The organism is Actinomadura sp. ATCC 39365, assembly GCF_054392275.1.
The window spans coordinates 7,678,543-7,699,632 of sequence record NZ_CP184335.1; the positions used below are offsets into that span (position 1 = coordinate 7,678,543).

The 21,090-nt window shown below is 74.0% G+C and carries 19 protein-coding genes; 13 read left to right on the forward strand and 6 right to left on the reverse strand.

The genetic code is table 11. The features are described 5' to 3' along the window. Genes ACNF49_RS37415 through ACNF49_RS37450 form a run of 8 tightly spaced genes read left to right on the forward strand, consistent with a single transcriptional unit; the run spans position 1 to position 8,846 of the window. A complete protein-coding gene (locus tag ACNF49_RS37415) occupies positions 1-1,437 on the forward strand; it encodes an MFS transporter (RefSeq protein ID WP_482940560.1) in 1,437 nt (478 codons plus the stop codon). Beyond that, positions 1,434-2,960, forward strand: coding sequence for an FGGY family carbohydrate kinase (locus ACNF49_RS37420; RefSeq protein ID WP_482940561.1), 1,527 nt, complete (start codon positions 1,434-1,436; stop codon positions 2,958-2,960). Before ACNF49_RS37415 ends, ACNF49_RS37420 begins: the two co-directional genes overlap by 4 nt. Continuing rightward, complete coding sequence (locus ACNF49_RS37425) at positions 2,957-4,336, forward strand: glycerol-3-phosphate dehydrogenase/oxidase (protein ID WP_482940562.1); 1,380 nt, start codon at positions 2,957-2,959, stop codon at positions 4,334-4,336. Before ACNF49_RS37420 ends, ACNF49_RS37425 begins: the two co-directional genes overlap by 4 nt. Further along, positions 4,336-4,629: a glycerol-3-phosphate dehydrogenase C-terminal domain-containing protein gene (locus tag ACNF49_RS37430; protein WP_482945639.1), complete on the forward strand. Its 294-nt coding sequence runs from the start codon at positions 4,336-4,338 to the stop codon at positions 4,627-4,629. Before ACNF49_RS37425 ends, ACNF49_RS37430 begins: the two co-directional genes overlap by 1 nt. Continuing rightward, the gene (locus ACNF49_RS37435; RefSeq protein ID WP_482940563.1) at positions 4,626-6,179 is read left to right on the forward strand and encodes an FAD-binding oxidoreductase; all 1,554 of its coding nucleotides are present in this window, start codon (positions 4,626-4,628) and stop codon (positions 6,177-6,179) included. The genes ACNF49_RS37430 and ACNF49_RS37435 overlap by 4 nt, the downstream gene beginning before the upstream one ends. Before the next feature lie 10 nt (positions 6,180-6,189). Further along, a complete protein-coding gene (locus ACNF49_RS37440) occupies positions 6,190-6,801 on the forward strand; it encodes a glycerol-3-phosphate responsive antiterminator (RefSeq protein ID WP_357971683.1) in 612 nt (203 codons plus the stop codon). A gap of 27 nt (positions 6,802-6,828) precedes the next feature. Next, positions 6,829-7,746 (forward strand): DMT family transporter, encoded by a 918-nt coding sequence (locus ACNF49_RS37445; RefSeq protein ID WP_357971685.1) that lies wholly within the window; start codon positions 6,829-6,831, stop codon positions 7,744-7,746. Then, the gene (locus ACNF49_RS37450; protein WP_482940564.1) at positions 7,746-8,846 is read left to right on the forward strand and encodes an alcohol dehydrogenase catalytic domain-containing protein; all 1,101 of its coding nucleotides are present in this window, start codon (positions 7,746-7,748) and stop codon (positions 8,844-8,846) included. Before ACNF49_RS37445 ends, ACNF49_RS37450 begins: the two co-directional genes overlap by 1 nt. A 16-nt stretch (positions 8,847-8,862) precedes the next feature. On the opposite strand, the gene ACNF49_RS37455 is transcribed toward ACNF49_RS37450, so the two are convergent. Both ACNF49_RS37455 and ACNF49_RS37460 read right to left on the reverse strand, forming a co-directional pair. Beyond that, entirely contained in the window at positions 8,863-9,330 is a 468-nt protein-coding gene (locus ACNF49_RS37455) for a hypothetical protein (RefSeq protein ID WP_357971689.1), read from the reverse strand. Between the two features lie 13 nt (positions 9,331-9,343). Beyond that, positions 9,344-11,656: a molybdopterin oxidoreductase family protein gene (locus ACNF49_RS37460; RefSeq protein WP_482940565.1), complete on the reverse strand. Its 2,313-nt coding sequence runs from the start codon at positions 11,654-11,656 to the stop codon at positions 9,344-9,346. Positions 11,657-11,823: 167 nt separating this feature from the next. Between ACNF49_RS37460 and ACNF49_RS37465 the strand changes: the two genes are divergently transcribed. Continuing rightward, a complete protein-coding gene (locus tag ACNF49_RS37465; RefSeq protein ID WP_482940566.1) occupies positions 11,824-13,320 on the forward strand; it encodes a carboxylesterase/lipase family protein in 1,497 nt (498 codons plus the stop codon). 27 nt (positions 13,321-13,347) lie between these two features. Here ACNF49_RS37465 and ACNF49_RS37470 read toward each other — a convergent pair whose 3' ends face one another. From ACNF49_RS37470 to ACNF49_RS37480, 3 genes are all read right to left on the reverse strand, one after another. After that, the gene (locus ACNF49_RS37470; protein WP_357971695.1) at positions 13,348-14,538 is read right to left on the reverse strand and encodes a MarP family serine protease; all 1,191 of its coding nucleotides are present in this window, start codon (positions 14,536-14,538) and stop codon (positions 13,348-13,350) included. A gap of 73 nt (positions 14,539-14,611) precedes the next feature. Then, positions 14,612-15,406, reverse strand: a complete 795-nt coding sequence (ppk2, locus tag ACNF49_RS37475; RefSeq protein ID WP_482940567.1) for a polyphosphate kinase 2 — start codon at positions 15,404-15,406, stop codon at positions 14,612-14,614. Positions 15,407-15,434: 28 nt separating this feature from the next. Continuing rightward, entirely contained in the window at positions 15,435-16,409 is a 975-nt protein-coding gene (locus ACNF49_RS37480; RefSeq protein WP_482940568.1) for an Acg family FMN-binding oxidoreductase, read from the reverse strand. Between the two features lie 243 nt (positions 16,410-16,652). Here ACNF49_RS37480 and ACNF49_RS37485 point away from each other — a divergent pair, with 243 nt between their 5' ends. Both ACNF49_RS37485 and ACNF49_RS37490 read left to right on the forward strand, forming a co-directional pair. Continuing rightward, a complete protein-coding gene (locus tag ACNF49_RS37485) occupies positions 16,653-17,531 on the forward strand; it encodes a GerMN domain-containing protein (protein WP_482940569.1) in 879 nt (292 codons plus the stop codon). A 224-nt stretch (positions 17,532-17,755) separates the two neighbouring features. Beyond that, positions 17,756-18,361, forward strand: a complete 606-nt coding sequence (locus ACNF49_RS37490; RefSeq protein WP_482940570.1) for an Rv1733c family protein — start codon at positions 17,756-17,758, stop codon at positions 18,359-18,361. 16 nt (positions 18,362-18,377) lie between these two features. Here ACNF49_RS37490 and ACNF49_RS37495 read toward each other — a convergent pair whose 3' ends face one another. Continuing rightward, positions 18,378-19,253 (reverse strand): universal stress protein, encoded by an 876-nt coding sequence (locus ACNF49_RS37495; protein ID WP_357971705.1) that lies wholly within the window; start codon positions 19,251-19,253, stop codon positions 18,378-18,380. A 201-nt stretch (positions 19,254-19,454) separates the two neighbouring features. On the opposite strand from ACNF49_RS37495, the gene ACNF49_RS37500 reads away from it, so the two are divergent. Together ACNF49_RS37500 and ACNF49_RS37505 are read left to right on the forward strand one after the other, a co-directional pair. After that, on the forward strand, positions 19,455-20,309 hold the full coding sequence (locus ACNF49_RS37500) for a universal stress protein (RefSeq protein ID WP_357971707.1): 855 nt from the start codon (positions 19,455-19,457) through the stop codon (positions 20,307-20,309). A 104-nt stretch (positions 20,310-20,413) separates the two neighbouring features. Then, a complete protein-coding gene (locus ACNF49_RS37505; protein WP_482940571.1) occupies positions 20,414-21,085 on the forward strand; it encodes a CBS domain-containing protein in 672 nt (223 codons plus the stop codon). Positions 21,086-21,090: the final 5 nt, after the last annotated feature.

Genomic DNA, 21,090 nt, shown 5'->3' on the forward strand with positions numbered 1-21,090 from the left:
ATGAGCGACGCCCCCGTGCAGAACACCTCGGTCACGCTGATCCGCAACGCCGGAGACGCGGCCGACGTCATCAACACCCTGACGAGGCTGGCCGGCCGGGCCAACTGGATCTGGTTCCTCGCCCTGGCGGGCCTGTTCCTGGACGCCTACTCCAACGCCGCCCTGGGCGCCGGCCTGTCCCCCATGGTCAAGCAGCTCGGCCTGTCGCCGGGCCAGGTGGGGGTGCTCACCGCCATGGCGCCGGCCATCGCGATCATCTCCAACCCGTTCGGCGGCTGGCTGGCCGCCCGGATCGGCCGGGTCAAGCCGCTGCTGCTGACCAAGGTGGTGTTCGCGCTCGGCGCGCTGCTCACCGCGGCCGGCTCCGACTTCCTGACCGTCTTCGCCGGCCGCGGCCTGGTCGGCATCGCGTACGGCATCGACTTCGCGGTGGCCATGGCGCTGCTGGCCGAGTACACGCCGTCCGCGCTCAAGGGCAGGCTCAACTTCTGGCAAGGCGTCTGGTACACCGCCACCACCACGAACCTGCTGCTCACGCTGGTGTTCTACCGTTTCGACGTGGGCGCGGACATCTGGCGCTGGTCGGTGGGCTCCTCGGCCGCCTTCGCCGTCGTGCTGCTGGTGCTGCAACTCGCGTTCCTGGTGGAGAGCCCGACGTGGCTGGCCGCCAAGGGACGGCTGCGCGACTCCGCCGCGGCCCTGCGCCGCATGTACGGCTTCGCCGTCCAGGAGGACGGCCGAGAGGGCGGCGGCCCGGCCGAGCAGGGGCGGCAGGTGGGGTTCGGCGACGCGGGCGTGCTGTTCCGCAGGCCGTACCTGCCGCGCACGGTGTTGTCCACGGTCATCTCGCTCACCCAGGCCATGCAGTACTTCGCGGTCGGCTGGTACCTGCCGGTGATCAGCCTGGAGCTGTTCGGCAAGGAGTTCGAGAAGGCCACGATCGGGTCGATGGCGTTCAACGCGGTCGGCATCGTCGGCGGCTGCCTGGCGGCCTACACGGGCCGCCGCCTCGGCCTGCGGGTCAGCTCGATGGCCGGGTACGCGGTGGTGTTCGTGGCGCTGCTGGTGATGGGCGCGACGTTCAAGGAGCTGCCGGTCGCGCTGGCCGCGCTGCTGCCCGTGATGTTCATCTTCTTCCACTCCGCCGGGCCCGGCCCGAACGGCAAGTCGATCGCCGCGCTGTCCTACCGCAGCGACATCCGCACCCTGGGCACCGGCGTGACCGGCATGCTCGGCAGCCTCGGCTCGGTCGCCGGCCTGTACCTGTTCCCGCAGTTGCAGGCTGGCATCGGGGTCGGCGCCAGCCTCATGGTGCTGTCGGTGGTGCCGCTGGTCGGCCTGGTCACATGCCTGCTGATCAAGTGGGACCCCACCCGCGTGGCGGTCAACCTGGAGGAGGAGGAGATCGCGCTGCGGAGGGGGGACGAGCGCCGATGACCGGCCGTACCCGACGGGGGATCCTCAGCGTCGACGAGGGCACCACGGGCACGCGCGCCGCGGTCGTCCTGGACGACGGCTCCGCGGCCCCGCCCGCCTACCGGCCCATCTCGGTCCACTCCCCCGACCACCTGCGGGTCGAGCAGGACGCCATGGAGATCTGGGCGAAGACCGCCGAGGTCTGCGCGCAGGCCCTGGAGTGGGCGCGGGCGCACGAGGTCGAGGTCACCGGCGTGTCGATCGCCACCCAGCGCGCCACCGTGCTGCTGTGGGACACCGTCACCGGCGAGCCGCTCACCCCCGCCGTGGTCTGGCAGGACCGCCGGTACGCCGCCCGGCTGCGCGCATGGGAGTCCGGCTGGGACGCCCGCCTGGTCGAGCACACCGGCCGGCCGGTCGGCTCGCGCGCCCCGCTGCTGTGGGCCGCCGACGTGCTGCGCGACGACCCGGCCGCGCGCCGGGCGCACGAGGCGGGACGGGTGGCGTTCGGATCGGTCGACACCTGGCTGGTGTGGCGGCTGACCGGCGGCGCGCGGCACGTCATGTCCGCCACCAACGCGGTCGCCGCCGGCGCCTACGACCTGCGCACCGGCGACTGGTACGAGCCGTGGCGGGACTTCCTCGGCTGCCCCCGCGACGTGCTGCCGCAGATCCTGGACGAGGACGGCGACTACGGCCACACCGACCCCTCCGTGCTCGGCGTGCGGCTGCCGGTGTTGTCGGTGATGGGCGACCAGCACGCCGCGATGATCGCGCTCGGCGCGCACCGGCCGGGCCAGGCGATGTGCGTGCACGGCACGGGAACGTTCCTGGACGCCGTGGCCGGCGACCGGCCGCCCGCGCATCACCGGGCGGTGCCGGGGGTGCTGACCCTCGTCGGCTGGCGCTCGCGCGGCGCGGCGGTGTTCAGCCTGGAGGGCTACGCCGCCACGACCGGCTCGGCGGTGCGCTGGTTGTGCGAGGAGATCGGGCTGTTCGACTCGCCCGCCCAGCTGACCGCGCTGGCCCGCGAGCATCCCGGGCCGAGCCGGGTGCGTTTCCTGCCCGCGCTGGCCGGGATGCGCACCCCCGTCTGGTCGCCCGAGGCCACCGGCGTGCTGACCGGGCTCAGCCTGTCCACCACCCGGGCCGAGCTGGCCCGGGGCGTCCTGGAGGGCATCGCGCACTCGGTGTGCGACCTGCTGGACGGGGTGGAGCAGGCGCTCGGCGCGCCGGTCACCGATCTGTTCTGCGGCGGCGGCCTGGCCAGCAGCGACGTGCTGATGGCGAGCCAGGCCGACCTCGTCGGGCGGCCGGTCCGCCGCGCCCGCGCCAACGAGACGGCCAGCCTGCGCGGCGCCGCCTACCTCGGGGGCGTGCGGGCGGGGCTCTGGCCCGACCTGCCCGCCGCCCTCGCCGGGCTCGGCGACGTCCCCGTCTTCGAGCCCACGTTGCCCGACGCCGCCCGCGAGGAGGCCCGCGCCGCCTGGCGTGACCTGCTCACCCGGCACATCTCGTACCAACAGGAGGATTCCCCCTCGTGATCCGGCTTCCAGAACGCAAGCCCAGATCGGAGACCAGGAGCGCCATCCGGCGCACCCCGCTGCGGATGGACCGTCAGGCGCAGATCGAGCGGCTGGCCGGAAGGCCGGTGGACGTGCTCGTCGTCGGCGGCGGCGTGACCGGCTGCTACGCCGCGCTGGACGCCGTCACCCGCGGCCTCAGCGTGGCGCTGGTGGAACGCGACGACTTCGCCTCGGGCACCTCCTCCAAGTCCTCCAAGATGGTCCACGGCGGTCTGCGCTACATCGAGCAGGGCAACCTGCCGCTGGTGCGCCGTTCGCTGCTGGAGCGCCAGCGCTTCCGCCGCAACGCGCCCCACCTGGTGCGGCGGCTGCCGTTCGTGCTGCCGATCCTCGCCCAGGACGGCGTCTTCGACGCCCGCATCGCCAAGGCCTTCGAGGGCCTGCTGTGGACCTACGACCTGGCGGGCGGCTGGCGCATCGGCCGGCTGCACCAGCGGCTGAGCGTGGCCGAGGTGCTGGCCAGGGCGCCGCGGCTGCGCGCCGACCGGCTCAAGGGCGGCCTGCTCTACTACGACAGCCGCACCGACGACGCCCGCCTGACCCTGACCATCGCCAGGACCGCCGCCCACTTCGGCGCCACCGTGCTGAACGGCGCCACCTGCCGAGAGCTGGTCAAGGAGGGCGGCCGGGTGCGCGGCGCCCGCGTCGAGGTGGACGGCCGCACGGTCGAGGTGCGCGCCGGGGTCGTCGTCAACGCCACCGGCGTGTGGACCGACACCCTGGACGCGCTGTCCGACCCGGGGCACCGGCCGCGGGTGCGTCCGGCCAAGGGCGTGCACATCGTGGTGCCGTGGACGCGGCTGCCGGTGGACGGCACGGTGACCGTCCCGGTGCCCGGCCGGGCCCGCCGGGCCACCTGCACCCGCTGGGGCGACGTGGTCGTGGTCGGCACCACCGACACCGACTACGACGGCTCGCCCGACGAGGTGCTGTGCACCCGCGAGGAGATGCAGTACCTGCTCGACGGCGCCAACACCGCCTTCGACGCCGACCTCACCCCGGACGACGTGATCGGCTCGATCGCCGGGCTGCGTCCGCTGGTCGGTGAGAAGGAGGGCGCCACGCTCGACATGAGCCGCGACCACCGGATCATCACCGACGGCTTCGGCCTGGTCACGGTCACCGGCGGCAAGCTGACCACCAGCAGGCACATGGGCGAGCTGGCCGTGGACGAGGCGCTGAAGGTGCTCGGCCGCAAGGCCCGCTGCCGCACCGCGCGGCTGCCGCTGCTCGGCGGCGCGGGCTACGACGCCGAGGCGACCACCGCGACCGGGGGCTCGGCGCCCACCTGGGCGAGCGGTACGGCACCGAGGCCAGGTTCGTCGCCGATCTGATCACCGAGGACCCGTCGCTGGCCGGGCCGGTCGTCGAGGGCAGCGAGTACCTGCGGGCCGAGGTGGTCTACGCGGCCCGCTGCGAGCTGGCCAGGAACGTGGACGACGTGTTGTCGCGGCGCACCCGGATGCGGGTCTTCGCCCGTGACCTGTCGGTCGAGGCGGCTCCCGAGGTGGGCCGGCTGCTCCAGCGCGAGCTGGGCCTGTCCGACGACGAGGTGGCCCGGCAGGTCGAGGACTACGTGCGCGGCGTGGACCGCGAGAAGAGCGTTCTGATGGAGGGACTTTCATGATCAGCAGGCAGACCGTCACCCACCCGTTCAACCGCGGCGACTACGTCGTGGGCGCGCCCACGCCGCCGCGCTGGGCCGCCGACTGCCCGCCGGGGAAGGGCCCGGCCAGCCTGCAGGGCCAGGTCGTGCCGGTCCCGGAGAGCGTGGTGGCGGAGCTGCGCGCGCTCGGCGCCGCCGTGCACACCGAGCGGGACGAGGTGGTCCTGCGCACCCGTGACTGGTGGGCGGGCACCTCCATCGGCGAGACCGACGGCCGCCCGGCCACGCCGGAGGCGGTGGTCGTCGAGGTGGACGAGGAGGAGCAGGTGGCCGCCGTGGTGCGGATCTGCCACGAGCACCGCATCCCGCTGACCGTCTCGGCCGGCCGCAGCAACGTGCTGGGCGCCGCGCTGCCCGTGCACGGCGGCGTCGTGCTGGACGTGTGCCGGCTCAACCGCATCCTGTCCTTCGACGCCGAGTCCATGATCGTCGAGGTGCAGGCGGGCATGTTCGGCGACCTGTTCGAGAAGGAACTGCAGGAGACGCACGGCGCCACCACCGGCCACTGGCCGTCGGCGTTCGCCATCTCCACCGTCGGCGGCTGGGCCGCCTGCCGCGGCGCGGGCCAGCTCTCCACCCGCTACGGCAAGATCGAGGACATGGTGGTCGGGCTGGACGTGGTGCTGCCCGACGGCACCACCGCCAGCTACGGCACCTACCCGCGCGCCGCGGTGGGCCCCGACCTGCGGCAGCTGTTCATCGGCTCGGAGGGCACGCTCGGCGTCATCACCCGGCTGCGGCTGCGTACGCACCGGCTGCCCGACTACGCGGTGGGCATCGCCTACGGCTTCGACACCTTCGCCGCCGGGCTCGACGCCTGCCGGGAGATCCTGCAGCGCGGCGCCACCCCGGCCGCGCTGCGCCTGTACGACGCGCACGAGAGCGGCACCCACTTCGGCGAGCCGGGCACCAACCTGCTGCTCGTCGCCGACGAGGGCGACCCGGTGCTGGTCGACGCCGTCATGAAGATCGCCGATGAGGTCTGCGCCGAACGCGCGTCGGTGAAACTGGACGGCGCGGCCGTCTTCGCCCGCTGGCTGGACGAGCGCATGATCGTCGGCAAGGCCGCCGACGGCTTCGTCCGGGGGCCGGGGTTCGTCTCCGACACCTGCGAGATCGCCGGGCCGTGGGCCGCGCTGCCCGCCCTGTACGACGAGGTCGTGGCCGCCATCGAGGCCGTCCCCGGCACGCTGCGCGCCTCGGCCCACCAGTCGCACGCCTACACCGACGGCGCCTGCCTGTACTTCTCGCTGCGCGGCGACGTCGAACGCGACCAGCGGCGCGCCTGGTACCGGGCCGCCTGGGACGCCGCCGCCGAGGTGCTCGTCAGGCACGGCGCGGCGATCAGCCACCACCACGGCGTCGGCCTGCTGCGCTCGCCGTACATGCGGGACGCGCTGGGCAGCGGCTTTCCGACGCTGGTGGCGGTCAAGCAGGCGCTCGACCCGCGGGGCATCATGAACCCCGGCAAGCTGGGCCTGCCCGCGCCCTTCGAAAACACGGCGCACTAAGGTGGATGCGGTGAACTCTCGCCACAAGGGCCCGTTGGATCAGCGCCTGCTCGCCGCCCTGGCCGAGCATCCCGTCGCCGCGTCGCTGGTGGGGGTGGAGATGGTCGAGCGGTTCACCTCCTCCCCCACGCCGATCGGCATCCTGGCCTCGATCCCGCTCGGCGACCTGGCGGCCACGGTCAAGCGCACGGTGGCCGCCCAGAAGATCGGATTCGTCAACATCGACTCGACCCCCGGCCTGGGGCACGATCCTGGGGCGCTGGCGTACCTGCAGAGCATCGGCGCGGTCGGGATCGTCTCCACGCGGCAGGCGATGATCGAGCGGGCCACCGGGCTCGGGCTGCTGACCATGCAGAAGGTGTTCGTCACCGACCGGTCGAACCTGCGGCGCAGCATGCAGTCCATCACCCGGTCGCGGCCCGACCTGGTGCAGCTCATGCCGGCCATGGTGTTGCGGCACGTCGAGCGGCAGGTGCGGGCGGTCGGCGTGCCGTGCCTGGCCGCGGGGTTCGTGCAGAGCGCGGACGACGTGGTGGAGGCGCTGCGGCACGGGGCCGTCGGCGTGTGCACCTCCGACGAGGAGCTGTGGGGGCTGCGCCGCTCGGCCCTGCGCGCCTCCTGATCCGTCTTCATCCGGAAGGACCTTGCGATGACGCCTGCCCGCGTGCGGGAGACCGCCGCCCCCACGGTGCCCGCCCGGCGCGCCGGGAGGCGGTGGCCGGTGGCGCCCGGGGTGTTCGTCGTCCTGTGGAGCAGCGCGTTCATCGCGGGCATCCCGGGGGTCAGGGCGGCGCCGCCGTTGTTGCTGATGTTCGGCAGGTTCGCCGTCGCCGGGGTGCTGCTGGGGGCGTACGCGCTGGTCAGGCGGGTGCCGTGGCCCCGGGGGCGGGACCTGGCGCACGTGGCCGTGGCCGGGCTGCTGATCCAGGCCGTGCAGTTCGGCGCCTTCTACAGCGCGCTCGGCGCGGGCCTGCCGGCCGCGGTCGTGTCTCTGGTGCAGGGGCTGAACCCGGTGGTCATCCTGCTGGTCGGCCGGGTGCTGGGCGAGCGGGTCGGCGCCGGGCAGTGGGCCGGGTTCGCGCTCGGCCTGGCCGGGGTGGTCCTGGCGGTGGCCGACCGGATCAGCCTGTCCGCCTCCGGGGTGGCGCTGTGCCTGCTGGGGCTGGCCGGGCTCAGCGCGGGCACCCTCTACCAGCAGCGGTACGCGCCCCGCATGGACGCGCTGAGCGGCACCGCGGTGCAACTGCTGGTCAGCGCCCCCGCCGCCGGGCTGGCCTGCCTGGCGCTCGGCCCGGTCCGGGTGTCGGACTGGACGGCGTTCGGGCTGTCGGTCGGCTGGATGGCGCTGGTCAACTCCATCGCGGCGTTCATCCTGCTCAACCGGATGTTGCTGCGCTCCCCGGCCAGCCGGGTGAGCACGGTGTTCTTCCTGACCCCGGCCGTGACCGCCGTCCTGGCCTGGTCGCTGGCCGGGCAGCCGCTGCCCCCGCTCGCCGTGGCCGGGCTCGTCCTGGGCGGCTGCGGGGTGCTGCTGGCCAACCTCTCGACACGAAGAAGGGCGAACTGATGCGCATTCGCGGCGCGGTCCTGGAGGAGATCGGCCGGTCCCGGCCCTACGCCGGGTCGCGGCCCCTGACGGTCTGCGACCTCGAACTCGATCCACCGGGGCCGGGCGAGCTGCTGGTGCGGGTGGAGGTAGCCGGCGTGTGCCACTCGGACCTGTCGGTGGTGGACGGCAACCGGGTGCGTCCCGTGCCCATGCTGCTCGGCCACGAGGCGGCGGGCGTGGTGGAGCGGACGGGCCCCGGCGTCGACGACCTAGCCCCCGGGCGGCGCGTCGTGATGACCTTCCTGCCCAGGTGCGGCGGCTGCGCCGGGTGCGCCACCGAGGGCGTGACGCCCTGCGTGCCCGGCAGCGCCGCCAACAACGACGGCACCCTGCTGAGCGGCGCGGTCCGCCAGCACAGGGACGGCGTCGCGGTGCTGCACCACCTCGGGGTGTCGGCGTTCGCCACGCACGTGGTGGTCGACCGGCGCTCGGTCGTCCCGGTCGATCCCGACGTGCCGGCCGAGGTCGCCGCCCTGCTCGGCTGCGCCGTGCTGACCGGCGGCGGCGCCGTGCTCAACGCCGGCCGGCCGCGCCCCGGGCAGACGGTCACGGTCGTCGGGCTGGGCGGCGTGGGCATGGCGGCGCTGCTCACCGCGCTGGCCCTCGACGACGTCCGGGTGATCGGCGTGGACGCCAACCCGGCCAAGCTCGCCACCGCCCGCGAGCTGGGCGCGCACGAGGTGTACGGCCCGGACGACCTGCCCGGCCAGGCGGACGTCGTGGTGGAGGCGGCGGGCAGCGCGCGGGCGTTCGAGACCGCGGTGACCGCGACGGCCCCCGGGGGCCGCACCGTCAGCGTGGGCCTGCCCGCGCCCGGCGCCCGTGCCTCGATCTCGCCGCTCGCGCTGGTGGCCGGCGGGCGCAGCATCATCGGCAGCTACCTCGGCTCGGCGCTGCCCGCCCGCGACATCCCGGTGTTCGCGCGGATGTGGCGCGAGGGCCGGCTGCCGGTGGAGCGGCTGGTCTCGGCGCGGATCGGCCTGGCGGCCGTCAACGAGGCGATGGACCAGCTCGCCGACGGCGCCGCCCTGCGCCAGCTGATCGTCTTCGACGGCTGACCGCCGGGGCCGGGCGCTACCCCGACGCGACGACCAGCGTCTGGGGGGCCGCCTGCTTCATCCGGCCGCGTGCCCACGCCATCTGGGTGGCGGTCTCGTCCTCGCAGCCGCGGACCGCCGCCAGCAGCGCCTCGTCGCGGGCGCCCTGCGCGGCCTGGCCGATCAGCGTCCAGCAGACGTCGCACTCGGCGGCCATGAGGTAGAGGTCGTGCAGGTCGCGCAGCAGGCCGAGGCCGCCGCCGCGGGAGCCGGAGAAGAGCGTCGAGTGCAGCCGCTCCGGCTCGTCGGGGGCGTCCTCGGAGTAGCGTGCCACGAACGGCCGCAGCCGCCGTACGTGCTCGTCGCACTGCTCGGCGAGCCGCCGGCAGATGTGCACCACGTCCGGCTCGTCGCCGTGGGCCGCGGCGACCTCGCGGTACGCCGCCGCCAGCTCCTCCTCGGACCGGTGCAGCAGCCCCAGGTAGTGCGCCAGCAGCACGGTCATCCTCCCGCTCTGGTCACCCGGACCGCGGTGACCTTGTAGATCGGTTGCTTGGAGACGGGGTCCCAGGTCGTGTTCGTGACCTCGTTGGCCGCCCGGGGGCCGCTCCCGGTTCCAGGTCCCAGTAGCCGTAGTGGAACGGCACGAACACCACGCCCTGCCGGATGCCGGTGATCCGGGCCGGCGCCTCCAGCCGGCCGCGCGGTGACTCCACCCGCACCAGGTCTCCTTCGCCGATGCCGAGCCCGGCGGCGTCGGCCGCGTTGAGCTCCACCCACGGCTCGGGGGCGGCGGCGTCGAGCCGCGGGACGCGGCCGGTCTTGGTCCGGGTGTGGAACTGGTGCACGGTGCGGCCGGTGGTCAGCAGCAGCGGCAGGTCGTCGCCGGTCACCTCGGGCGAGGGGTGGTAGGCCGCGGCCCGCAGGAAGGCCCGGCCGCCGGGCTCCTGGGCCAGGTACTGCTCGCGGGTGTGCTCGGCGCCGGTGACGAGGTCCTGGCCGTAGGTCTCGCAGTAGTCCGGGTCGGTGTTGAAGCGGCCGCCGCCGTACAGGCGCTCGGTGCCGCCCGAACCCGGGGTGCACGGCCACTGGACGCCGCTGCCGCCGCGCAGGCTCTCGTACGTGATGCCGGTGTAGTCGCAGGGACGGCCGGCCGAGCACGCCTTCCACGCCTCGAACGCCGATTCCGCGTCGTGCCAGCCGATCAGCGGCTTGCCGTCGCGGTCGCGGAAGTCCATGCGGCGGGCGTAGTCGAGGAAGATGTCCAGGTCGGCCCGCGCCTCGCCGGGCGGTTCCACGGCCTTCTCCGACAGGTGCACGGTCCGGTCGGCGTTGGTGAAGGTGCCCGCTTTCTCCCCCCACGTCGCCGCCGGCAGCTCCACGTCGGCCAGCTCCGCGGTCTCGGTGCGGAACAGGTCCTGCACCACGACGAACAGCTCGTCCCGGCCCAGGATGCGGCGGACGCGGCCGAGGTCGGGCAGGGAGACCGCCGGGTTCGTGCCCGAGATCCACAGCAGTTTGACCGACCCCTGCTCGGCGTACCGGAAGACCTGCATGGCGTGGGTCGGCGGCGCCCAGTGGGGGATGACGGACGGATCGACGTTCCACAGCTCGGCCAGCTCGCGGATGTGCGAGGGGTTGTCCCAGTTGCGCAGGCCGGGCAGGTCGCCGTCCGCGCCGGTCTCGCGGGTGTTCTGGGCGGTGGGCTGGCCGTTCATCTGCAGCACCCCCGCCCCCGGACGGCCCAGCATGCCGCGCAGCAGGTGGATGTTGTTGACCTGGCAGGCGGCGGCCGTCGCCTGGTTGGACTGGTAGAAGCCCTGCAGGACGGTCGAGACGAGCCGCTCGCTCGTGCCGAGGATCTCGGCGGCCTGCTCGATCAGGGCCACGGGCACGTCGCAGATCTCCGCCGCCCGTTCCGGCGGGCACTGCTCGACCACCCGGCACAGCCGCTCGAACCCGATCGTGTGCTCCTCGACGTAGCGGCGGTCGTGCCAGCCGCGCTCGATCAGCCGGTGGATCAGGGCGTTCATCAGGGCCAGGTTCGTGCCGGAGCGTACCGGCAGGTGCACGTCGGCCTCGCGGGCGACGGGCGTGGCGCGGGGATCGACGGCGATCATCGCGGGCGGGCGCGGGCCGCGGCGGCGGTCGAGCATCCGGTCCCACAACACCACCTGGGTCTCGGCGACGTTGTGCCCCCACAACGCGATCGCGTCGCAGTGGTCGATGTCGGTGTACGAACCGGGCTGCCCGTCGGTGCCGAAGCCGGCCTTGAGCGCGGCGGCGGCCGTCGCCGTGCACAGCCGGGTGTTGCCGTCCATGTGCGGGGTGCCGAGGCCGGCCTTCCCGAGCACGGCGAGCGTGTAGTACTCCTCCAGGAAGAGCTGCCCGCTGGTGTGGAAGCCGAAGTGCCCCCATCCGCCGGGGCCCCGCAGCAGCTCCTTCGACCGGGCCACGATCCGGCCCATCGCCGTCTCCCAGTCCGTCTCCACCAGCGTGCCGCCCTCGCGGACGAGCGGGCGGAGCAGCCGGTCGGGGCTGTTGTTGGCCTGCCAGCCGTACAGGTCCTTGGGGTCGAGCCGGCCGTGGTTGACCCGGTCCACGGCACGGCCGCGCACGCCGACGATACGTCCGCCCCTGACCGCGATGTCCATCGCGTCGCCGTTGGAGTGCAGGACGGACGCCGACTGGGCCCACGACTCGACGTCCTGCTCGGTCAGCCCTTCCTCCAGGCAGGCGTCCACCCGGACCGGCCAGTCCTCGGCGCTGCCGTCCTCGCGCGGCCCGTACGGCGTGCGCGAACCCCACGGGTCGGCGATGCGGTCAGGCATTCCGGCGGCTCCTTCCGGGTGGGAGATCCGGACCGCATACCCTCACGTGCTCGCCCCATGCCTGCGCCGTGGCCCGGTCGGCGAAAACGGGATGCGGCCGGCCCGCGTCCGGGGTGAGGATGGCCGCGCACGGCCGTCAGAGCCGTCCCCCGGACGAGGAGCGTGCCATGAGCGCCGCCGAAACCGCTCACCCGCAGGTCACCGTGCGTACGGGCCGGCTGCGCGGCCGAATCGAGGGCGGCGTGGCCGTCTTCCGCGGCGTGCCGTACGCGCGCCCGCCGGTCGATGGCCTGCGCCTGGCCGCCCCGGCGCCGCCCGAGGCGTGGGACGGCGTGCGCGAGGCCGCCGCGTTCGGCCCGCCGCCGCCGCAGTCCAGGCTGCTGGGCGCGTCCGGCGGCGCCGGCACGGACGGGAACTGGCTGACGGCCAACGTGTGGAGCCCCGACCTGGGCGCGGCCCGGCTGCCTGTGATGGTGTGGATCCACGGCGGGGGCTACATGTACGGCTGGTCCGGCGACCCGCTCTTCGACGGCGGCGTGCTCGCCCGGGACGGCGTCGTCGTGGTCACCGTCAACTACCGGGTCTCCGCCGAGGGCTTCGGGCACTTCCGCGGCGCGCCCGCCAACCGCGGGCTGCTGGACCAGGTGGCGGCCCTGCGGTGGGTGCGTGAGAACGCGGCGGCCTTCGGCGGCGACCCCGACCGGGTCACCGTCTTCGGCGAGTCCGCCGGAGCCGGGAGCATCGCGGCGCTGATGACGATGCCCGGCGCGGCCGGCCTGTTCCACCGGGCGATCGCACAGAGCGTGCCGAGCCTGTTCTTCACTCCCGAGCTGGCCGCCGATCTCGCCGCCGCGGTGGCCGCCGAGCTGGGAGCGGCCCCGCACGCCGAAGATCTGGCGCGCCTATCGCCGGAACGGCTGATCGAGGCCGGTGACGCGGTGGCGGCCGGGATGGACGGCAGCCCGCGCTGGGGACTGGCCGCGCACGTCCGCACGCCGTTCGCGCCGGTCGTGGACGGCGAGGTGCTGCCCGCGACGCCCTGGCGGTCACCGGTGGGCGAGGTGGACCTGCTCGTGGGGCACAACCGCGACGAGTACCGGCTGTTCATGGCGCTCAACGGCGAGCTCGGCCAGGTCACCGCCGAGCAGGCGGCCGCCGCGCTGCGGACGCTGGCCCCCGACCCCGCGGCCTACCGGGCCGCCCACCCGGGGGCCGGCGACGAGCGGCTGTACGAGCTGGTCCACTCCGACTGGCTGTTCCGGATGCCGTCCGTACGGCTGGCCGAGGCCCACGGGCGGCACGGCCGGGCCCACCTGTACGAGCTGACCTGGCCGGCCCCCGGCATGGGCGGGATGCTCGGCGCCTGCCACGGGCTGGGCCTGCCGCTGACGTTCGGCAATCTGACCGCGGGCGTGGCCGGGCTGCTGCTCGGCCAGGAGCCGCCGCCGGAGGCCGCCGAGCTGTCGGCCCGGGTACGGGCGGCGTGGACCGCGTTCGCCGCGACCGGCGACCCGGGCTGGCCGGCGTACGAGCCGCGCGAGCGGCTGACCTGGATCGTCGACACCGAGCCGGGCACGGCGGCGTACCCGGAGGAGGCGTCCCGTCGGTTGTGGGCCGGGCACGCCTTCGACCCGCTCCCGCTGCCGGCGTCCGGGCGGGCGTGAGCGCCGGTCACCGCGGGCGGGCCCGGGTCAGTCGCAGGACTGGGTGCTGACGGGGGTCGTGGCCGTGGCGGCCTGGCGGGCGTCGGGGGCGACCTCGCCGGCGGTCAGCGCGTAGCCGGTCTCCACCTGCCCGGCGACGGCGGCGAAGATCACGCCCAGCACGCGGCCGTCCACGGCCAGCAGCGGGCCGCCGGAGTTGCCCTGCTGGATCTTGCCCCGGACCAGGTAGACGTCCCTGGTCACCTGCGAGGCCTGGTAGATGTCGGGGCTGCCGGCCCGCTGCCGCACGGCGACGCGGGCGGGCTCCGGCGTGAAGCCGCCGCCGTTCGGGTAGCCGGCGACCAGCGCGTCCTGGCCCTCCCTGGCCCGGGTGTCGAAGGAGAGCGGGGGCAGCCCGAGGCCGGGGACGTACAGGACCGCGACGTCCCGCCGCGGGTTGTACCAGACGACCTGCGCCGGGTGCGGCCGCTGCTGGTGGTCGACCACCTGCAGATCCGTGTCCACCCCGGCCACGACGTGCGCATTGGTCATGATGTGGTCGGGCGCGTACGTGAACCCGGTGCCGGTGATGCGCTTGCCGCAGGAGGAGGCGGTCCCCTGGACCTGCAGGATGCCCGTCCTGGCCTGCCGCAGCGCCGGGCTGCGCAGCACGGCCACGTCCGGCGGCGGCACCCGGACGGGGCTCAGCCCGGCGATGGCGTCGAGCACCGGCGGGAAGTCGGACCGGTCGATGAACTGCTTGAAGGGCCGCTGCCAGTCCCGCGCCGCCTGGGGCGCCGCCTCGTCGAGCGTGGACAGCAGCGCCGAGCCGCGGATCTGCTCCACCACGAGCGTCCACGGGCCGGACACCAGCAGGCTGCCCACGAGCCAGGCGACCAGCAGGACGAACATGGCGTTGACCAGCCCGCCGCCCAGGGAGTCCAGGATCCAGGCCGGTTCGCCGCGCAGGTACGTGCGTAACCGCACCCCCAGCGTGGACGCGGCGAACTGGCCGACCAGCGCGATCAGGAACACGATGACGACCGCGAGGGCCGTCTGCGGGACGTCGCCGGTCACGAGCGCGTTCGTCACGGCGGGGGCGACGGAGATGCCCAGCACGCATCCGGCGACGAACCCGATCGAGCTCGTCACCCCGACGACGAAGCCCTGCCGGAACCCCGCCACGCCGAACCCGACCACCAGGACGACCAGGACGACGTCGAGCAGATCACCGGACACAAGCAAAGACAATCATCTTTTCCCCCACAAGGGAGGATCCGTTCCGGTACGCCGGATTTCCCAGCCGGCCCGCTCAGAGGTCGGCCGTGACGTCGGGGACGTACCCCCCGGGGCGGAGCGGCGGACGCCGGTAGCCGGTGGCGGGCGGTCGCGGCGGGATCTCCAGCGGCGCCCGCACGACCCGCCGGTAGGGGATCGTGGACAGCAGGTGCGCGATCATGTTGATCCTGGCCCGCCGTTTGTCCTCGCCCTGCACCTCGTACCAGGGCGACTCGGGGATGTCGGTGTGCACCAGCATCTCGTCCTTGGCCCGGGAGTACTCCTCCCACCTGGTGATCGACTCCAGGTCCATCGGCGACAACTTCCACCGGCGCATCGGGTCCGCCAGCCGGTCGCGGAAGCGCCGCTCCTGCTCGGCGTCGCTCACCGAGAACCAGTACTTGCGCAGCAGGATCCCGTCCTCGACCAGCAGCCTCTCGAAGATCGGGCACTGGTGCAGGAAGCGCGTGTACTCCTCCTGCGTGCAGAACCCCATCACCCGCTCGACACCGGCCCGGTTGTACCAGCTCCGGTCGAACAGCACGATCTCCCCCGCGGCCGGCAGGTGCTCGACGTACCGCTGGAAGTACCACTGCGACCGCTGCCGGTCGGTCGGGACGGGCAGCGCGGCGATCCTGGCCACCCGCGGGTTCAGGTACTCGGTCACCCGCTTGATCGTGCTGCCCTTGCCCGCGGCGTCGCGCCCCTCGAAGATCACCACGACGCGCCACCCCTCGGCCCGCACCCACTCCTGCAACTCCACCAGCTCCGCCTGGAGGCGGAGCAGTTCCTTCTCGTACGGCTTGCGGCGCAGCCTGTCGGTCCCCATGCCTGCGGATTCTAGAAGGGCGCTCCGCTCATTCCAGGACGTCGGCGAGCGGACGCCGGGGCGTGCCCTTCTCCTCGAAGGTGACTCCCAGCCGCATGATCATCTGCGGGTGCTCCCCCGAGAACAGCTCCAGCCGCAGGAACTCCCGCAACAGCTCCAGCTCCAGGGCCTGCGTGTGGAAGGCGGCACTGACCCCGTGCGCCGAGGCCTGCAGCAGAACCCGCTGCAGCGCCTGGCCAGTGGCCAGCCACTCCCGCCGGTCGTCCGCCCGCGTGGTCAGCACGGCGACCACCCCGACGGCCGTCTCGTCCTGGCCGCCCGGCGCGCCCCAGCCCTGCCGCCACGCGTAGTGACGCTGGGGGAAGACCGCCTCCGTCGGCGCGCCCTCCCGCGGGTAACTCCCGGCCGGCACACCGTCGCCCCGCGTGCTGCCCGGCGGCCTGGCCCACCGCACGACCTCCAGGCCGAACCGCTGGTCCTGCTCCTGCACGCCCTGCGCCGCCCGGGTCAGCGCGGCCAGCACCTCCACCGCCGCCGCCGACCGGACGGGCGTCAACCGGACCCCCTCGCTCATCGCCGCCCTCACCAGCGACTCCACGAACCGATCAGGGACCGGGACGTCGGCGAAACCCGCCCGATGCGTGTGACGCCGCTCGATCTCGCCCCCGAGCACCCGCGTCACCTCGTCCGGCTCGCTCTCCCGGCCCGGCCTGACCGTCGCCAGCAACCCGGGCCGATCGGGATCCAGCAGAACCCGTACGACCGGCTCGAACCCCGCACATCGCATCGCGACGCACATCGTGAACAGCGCCGCGCCACAACTGATCACCAGTTCCCGCCCGGCCACGTCACCGGCCTTGAGCTGCCTGCCGGTGTCGGCCTTCAACCCGATCTCCACGTCGGAGACGGAGAAGGTCCACGGCTGGGTGTTGTGCACGGAAGGGGCCCATCGACCGGCCTCGACCGCCGCGTCCATGGCCTGTCTCGGCGAGCACGTGCTCATGGTCCACCTCCAGAAGACGACCGCGTCGGGACGTCCGGTCTTCTCTGTCCGGCCTACCCCACCAGGATGGGACCTCCCAGGCCGCCCGCCACAGGGCCGGAGGACCCGCGCCACGAGGGTCCAAGGACACTTCCGGTGCCGGAGCCGGAAGGCCACGGAGTTCAGGACGTCCGGCGGTGTCGCCCCGCGGTCGCGCGCGTCAGTCTGGGACCAGGATCGTTCACGGGAAAAGAGATGATGATCATGGTCCCGATCCGTTCCCTCGTCGCCGTCGCCCTGGCGGTGACCGTCACCGGCGTGCCGGCCTTACCCGCGCGGGCCGCGCGGCAGGCCGCCGTCCCCGTCCTGGTCGGCATCCGGGCAGCGCACCTGCCCGGCCTGGACCGGCTGGTCTTCGAGTTCCGCGGCCCCGTCCCGGCCCGGCACGACGTGCGCTACGTGTCCCGGCTGATCGCCGACGGCTCCGGACGGACGGTCGGCGCGGTCGGCGACGCCCTGCTCCAGGTCCGCTTCGACCAGGCCGACGGCCACGACCGCCGGGGCCGGGTCAGCTACGGCCCCACCCGCCGGACCTACGCGCTGCCCGGCGTCGTCCAGGTCGTCAACACCGGCGACTTCGAGGCCACGCTCACCTTCGGCGTCGGCCTGGCCAGACGGGTGCCCTACCAGGTACGCACCCTCACCCGGCCCAGCCGGGTCGTCGTCGACCTCATCACGTCGTACCGGACCGTGCCCGTACGCGACCACTTCCTCGACACCACCGGCCGGAGCCCGCGCACGGCGGCGGTGACCCGCCCGGTGGCCCCGCCGGCGACCGCCTACGGCGCGCTGCAACGGCTGTTCGCCGGCCCGACCGAGGCCGAGCATGCGCGCGGCCTGCGCTTCGTCAGCTCCAAGTCCACCGGCTTCGGCCGGCTGGCCGTCGCGGACGGGATCGCCAGGGTCCACCTGACCGGCCCCGTCGACGGCGGCGGGTCGGCCGTCACGATCGCCGACCAGATCAGGCCGACGCTCAAGCAGTTCCCGGGGATCCGGTGGGTCAAGATCTATGACGCGGCGGGGCGTACCGGGCATCCCGCCGGGCCGTCGGACTCGATCCCCCGCTCGCTGGAGCCGGGCTGAGGCGGCCGGGGCGGTCTCTTGGCACGTCTTCCCAGGAGAACGGCCATGTTGATCTTCTTGGTTCGTTCATGATGGCGGGGTGACCACGCCTTGTCCTCCGTGATCCGAACGCCGGGCCGCCCGGTCCGTCCTGACGGACTCGGGACGAAGGTCCTCCCGTCAAGAGCCGCCCGCCCCTGCCGTCCCCGCCGGGGCACCCGCACAGTGCTTCAAGGAGGTGTCCGTTGAAAGCGTTGATCGACCTTCTGGCCCGGCGTGTACGCCTGTACCGTCCCGACGGCAATCCCCTGCGCCGCCGTTCCGACCGGCTGGAGGCGCTCGCCGTGCTGGTGACCGGGCTCGTGGTGCTGGCGGGCGTCTGGCCCGCCGTCCTCGTGGGCCGGCTGGCCTACGAGGGCGCGCTCCACGAGGAGAGCGCGCACGCCGTGGGGCGGCACCAGGTCAGGGCGACGCTGCTGGCCGACGCGCCGGCCGCCCGCGTCGCCCTCACCGAGATGCCGGTGGGCGAGCAGCGGGCGATGGCGAGCTGGACGACGTCCTCGGGCGCGGCGCGAAGCGGCCCGGTGCCGGTCCCCGGGGTGGCCAGGGCCGGCTCGACGGTCCCGTTGTGGATCGACGCCGCCGGCCGGCCCGTGCCGCCGCCCACCGCCCGTACGGTCCTGCGGGCGAGGGGTGTGGTGACCGGGCTCCTGCTCATGTCCGTGATCGCCCTGGCCGCCGCGGGCGGGTTCGCGGGGTTCCGGTGGTGGACGGACCGGCGGCGCTACCAGGAGTGGGAGATCCAGTGGGCGCGGGCCGGCGAGGACTGGGGGCGGCGGCGCAGCCCCTGATCGCGCCGTCCTCCCGTCACCGCGGCTCGTGACCCCCGGCGTCGTCGGCGGGACGGATCACCGCGACCGGGCAGTGCGCGTGGTGGAGCACCCCTCTGCTGACCGAGCCGAGCAGCAGCGAGCCGAACGCGCCCCGGCCGCGGGAGCCGACCACCAGCAGGTCGCAGGGGGCGCCGGTGAGCGCCTCGACGGGATGCGCGCTCTGCACGTCCTCCACGACCGTCACGTCGGGATGCCTCTCCCGCCATCCGGCCGTCCTGGTCCTGATCACCGCTCGCTGGGCGGCCCGGACCTCCTCCACGTCGTAGGCGATCTCCGGCGCGAAGGCGTGCACCGGAATCTGCCAGGCGTGGATCAGGCGCAGCGTGGCGCCGCGCAGCCTGGCCTGCTCGAAGGCGTAGCCGATGGCCGGCTCGCAGACGCCGGAGTCGTCGATCCCGACGCCGACCTCGCCGACCCGCTCCGGCGGGTCCGCGCGCACCACCACCACGGGGCACCGCACCTGACCGGCCACCTGCGTGGTCACCGACCCGAGCAGCGCTCCGGCGAACCCGCCCAGCCCCCGGTTGCCGATGACCAGCTCGTCCGCCTGCCGCGCCTGATCCTGCAGGACGGCCGCGGGCGTCCCCTCCACGATCTCGGCGTGCACCGGCACGGACGGCTGCCGCGCCCGGACGGCCGCCTCGGCCCGCTCCAGCACCCTGGACGCCGCCAGCAGCAGGTTGTTCCACTGCCCGAAGTCGGGGAACCTGCCCACGCTGTACGGCTGCCGGTCCAGGGCGTGCACGATCTGCAACTCCGCGCCCGTACGCGCCGCGTCGTCGGCGGCCCAGCCCAACGCGGCGTCCGACGGCGCGGACCCGTCCACGCCGACCATGATCCGTCCCGGCATGATGCCCTCCCGGCCGTGGATCTTCCTCGGCCACCGCCTGCCCAAAGTCAGGAGCCGGCGAAGAAACCCCAAGTTCGCGGGCCGGAAGCCGTTCGGGGCCGCCCGCGCTCGTCCCCGCCGCCAGATTTCTCCAAGTTTTGGGGCTGGCGATCCTGTCCGCTCACCTCCCGGACGGCTGAATGAGTAGGGGAGGTATGAGCGATGTCTGAGCTGGTCGTGGTGGGTGTCGACGGATCGCCGTCCGGGTTCGACGCCGTGGCGTGGGCTGCCGACGACGCCTGCAGGGCGGGGGCCGCGCTGCGGATCGTGTCCGTGGTGGAGACCTGGCCGTACCAGGTTCCGCAGATCGCCGCCGTCGAGTGGGAGAGCTCGATGACCGAACGCGCGCGGGAGATCCTGGCCAAGGCGCAGGAGATCGCCCGCGAACGCCGGCCCACGGTCGAGGTGAGCACGCGGGTCATGGCCGGGAAGGCGTCGGTCGCCCTCCGGGAGCAGGCTGCCGAGGCCGCCGAGCTGGTGGTGGGGCGCAGGGGGGCGGGCGGCTTCGCCGGGGCCGTGCTCGGCTCGGTCAGCATGAGCGTGGCCGGTCAGACGCCGGGCCCGGTGGTCGTCGTCCGCGACGGGGACGCCGCCTCCCACGACGAGGTCGTCGTCGGCGTCGACGGCTCCCCCGCCTGCGAGCCGGCCCTCGACTACGCCTTCCGGCAGGCCGAGCTGCGCGGCGGCAGTCTGCGGGCGGTGCACGCCTGGCCGTTGCCGTTCGCGCTGGCGCCCGACTTCTCCTGCGACATCGAGGCCCTGCGGGAGAGCCACCTGCGCATCACCAGGGAGCAGCTCACCCCCTGGCAGGAACGGCATCCCGACGTCAGGGTGATCGCGGACGTCCAGTGCGGCCATCCCGTCAAGACGCTCGTCGCCGCGGGCGACCGGGCCGACCTGCTGGTCCTCGGCTCGCAGGGCAGGAGCGGGCTGGGCTCGTTCGTGCTCGGCTCGGTCATGCGCGGCGTCCTGCACCACGCGCGCTGCACCGTCGCGGTGGTGCGCGAGCGCCCCTGAACCGGTGGGGACTCCCGGCCCGCCGTCCAGGGACCTACGCCCCTATGGCGGGGCCGCCCCGCCGGATGGGATGGAGGCAGGACCGAGAACCCCCGAGGTGAACGATGAACCTGACCGTCGAGGACGTGATGACCCGCGAGGTCGTCTCCGTCGGCGCCGCCACCCCGTTCAAGGAGATCGCCGAGGCGCTGGCCGGCCGCGGGATCGGCGCCGTGCCGGTGCTCGACGACGACCGGCACGTCATCGGCGTCGTCTCCGAGTCCGACCTGCTGTGCAAGGAGGAGTTCCGCGAGCGGTTCCCCGGCGAGGACTACCGGCCGCCGCTGCTGTCCCGGGTGCGCCACCGGCCCGGCAGCAGGAAGGCCACCGCGGTCACGGCCGCGGAGCTGATGACGAGCCCGCCGGTCACGATCACCGCCGAGAGGTCGGCGGTCACCGCCGCCCGGCTGATGAACGCCCGCGACGTGCGCCGGATCCCCGTGGTGGACTACAACGGCCGCCTGGTGGGCATCCTCAGCCGCGGTGACCTGGTCAGGATGTTCCTGCGCGGCGACGAGGAGATCGCCGCCGTCGTCCGCGACGACGTCCTGCACCGGGCGTTGTGGATGGACACCCGGAACGTGCGGGTCTCGGTGCGGCAGGGCGTGGTCACGCTGTCGGGCCGGATGGACCGCAGGTCCGACGCCGCGCACGCCGTCCGCCGGACCTGCGGCGTCAACGGCGTCGTCGGCGTGGTGGACGAGCTGTGCTGGCGGCTGGACGACGTGCCCGCCTGACTCCC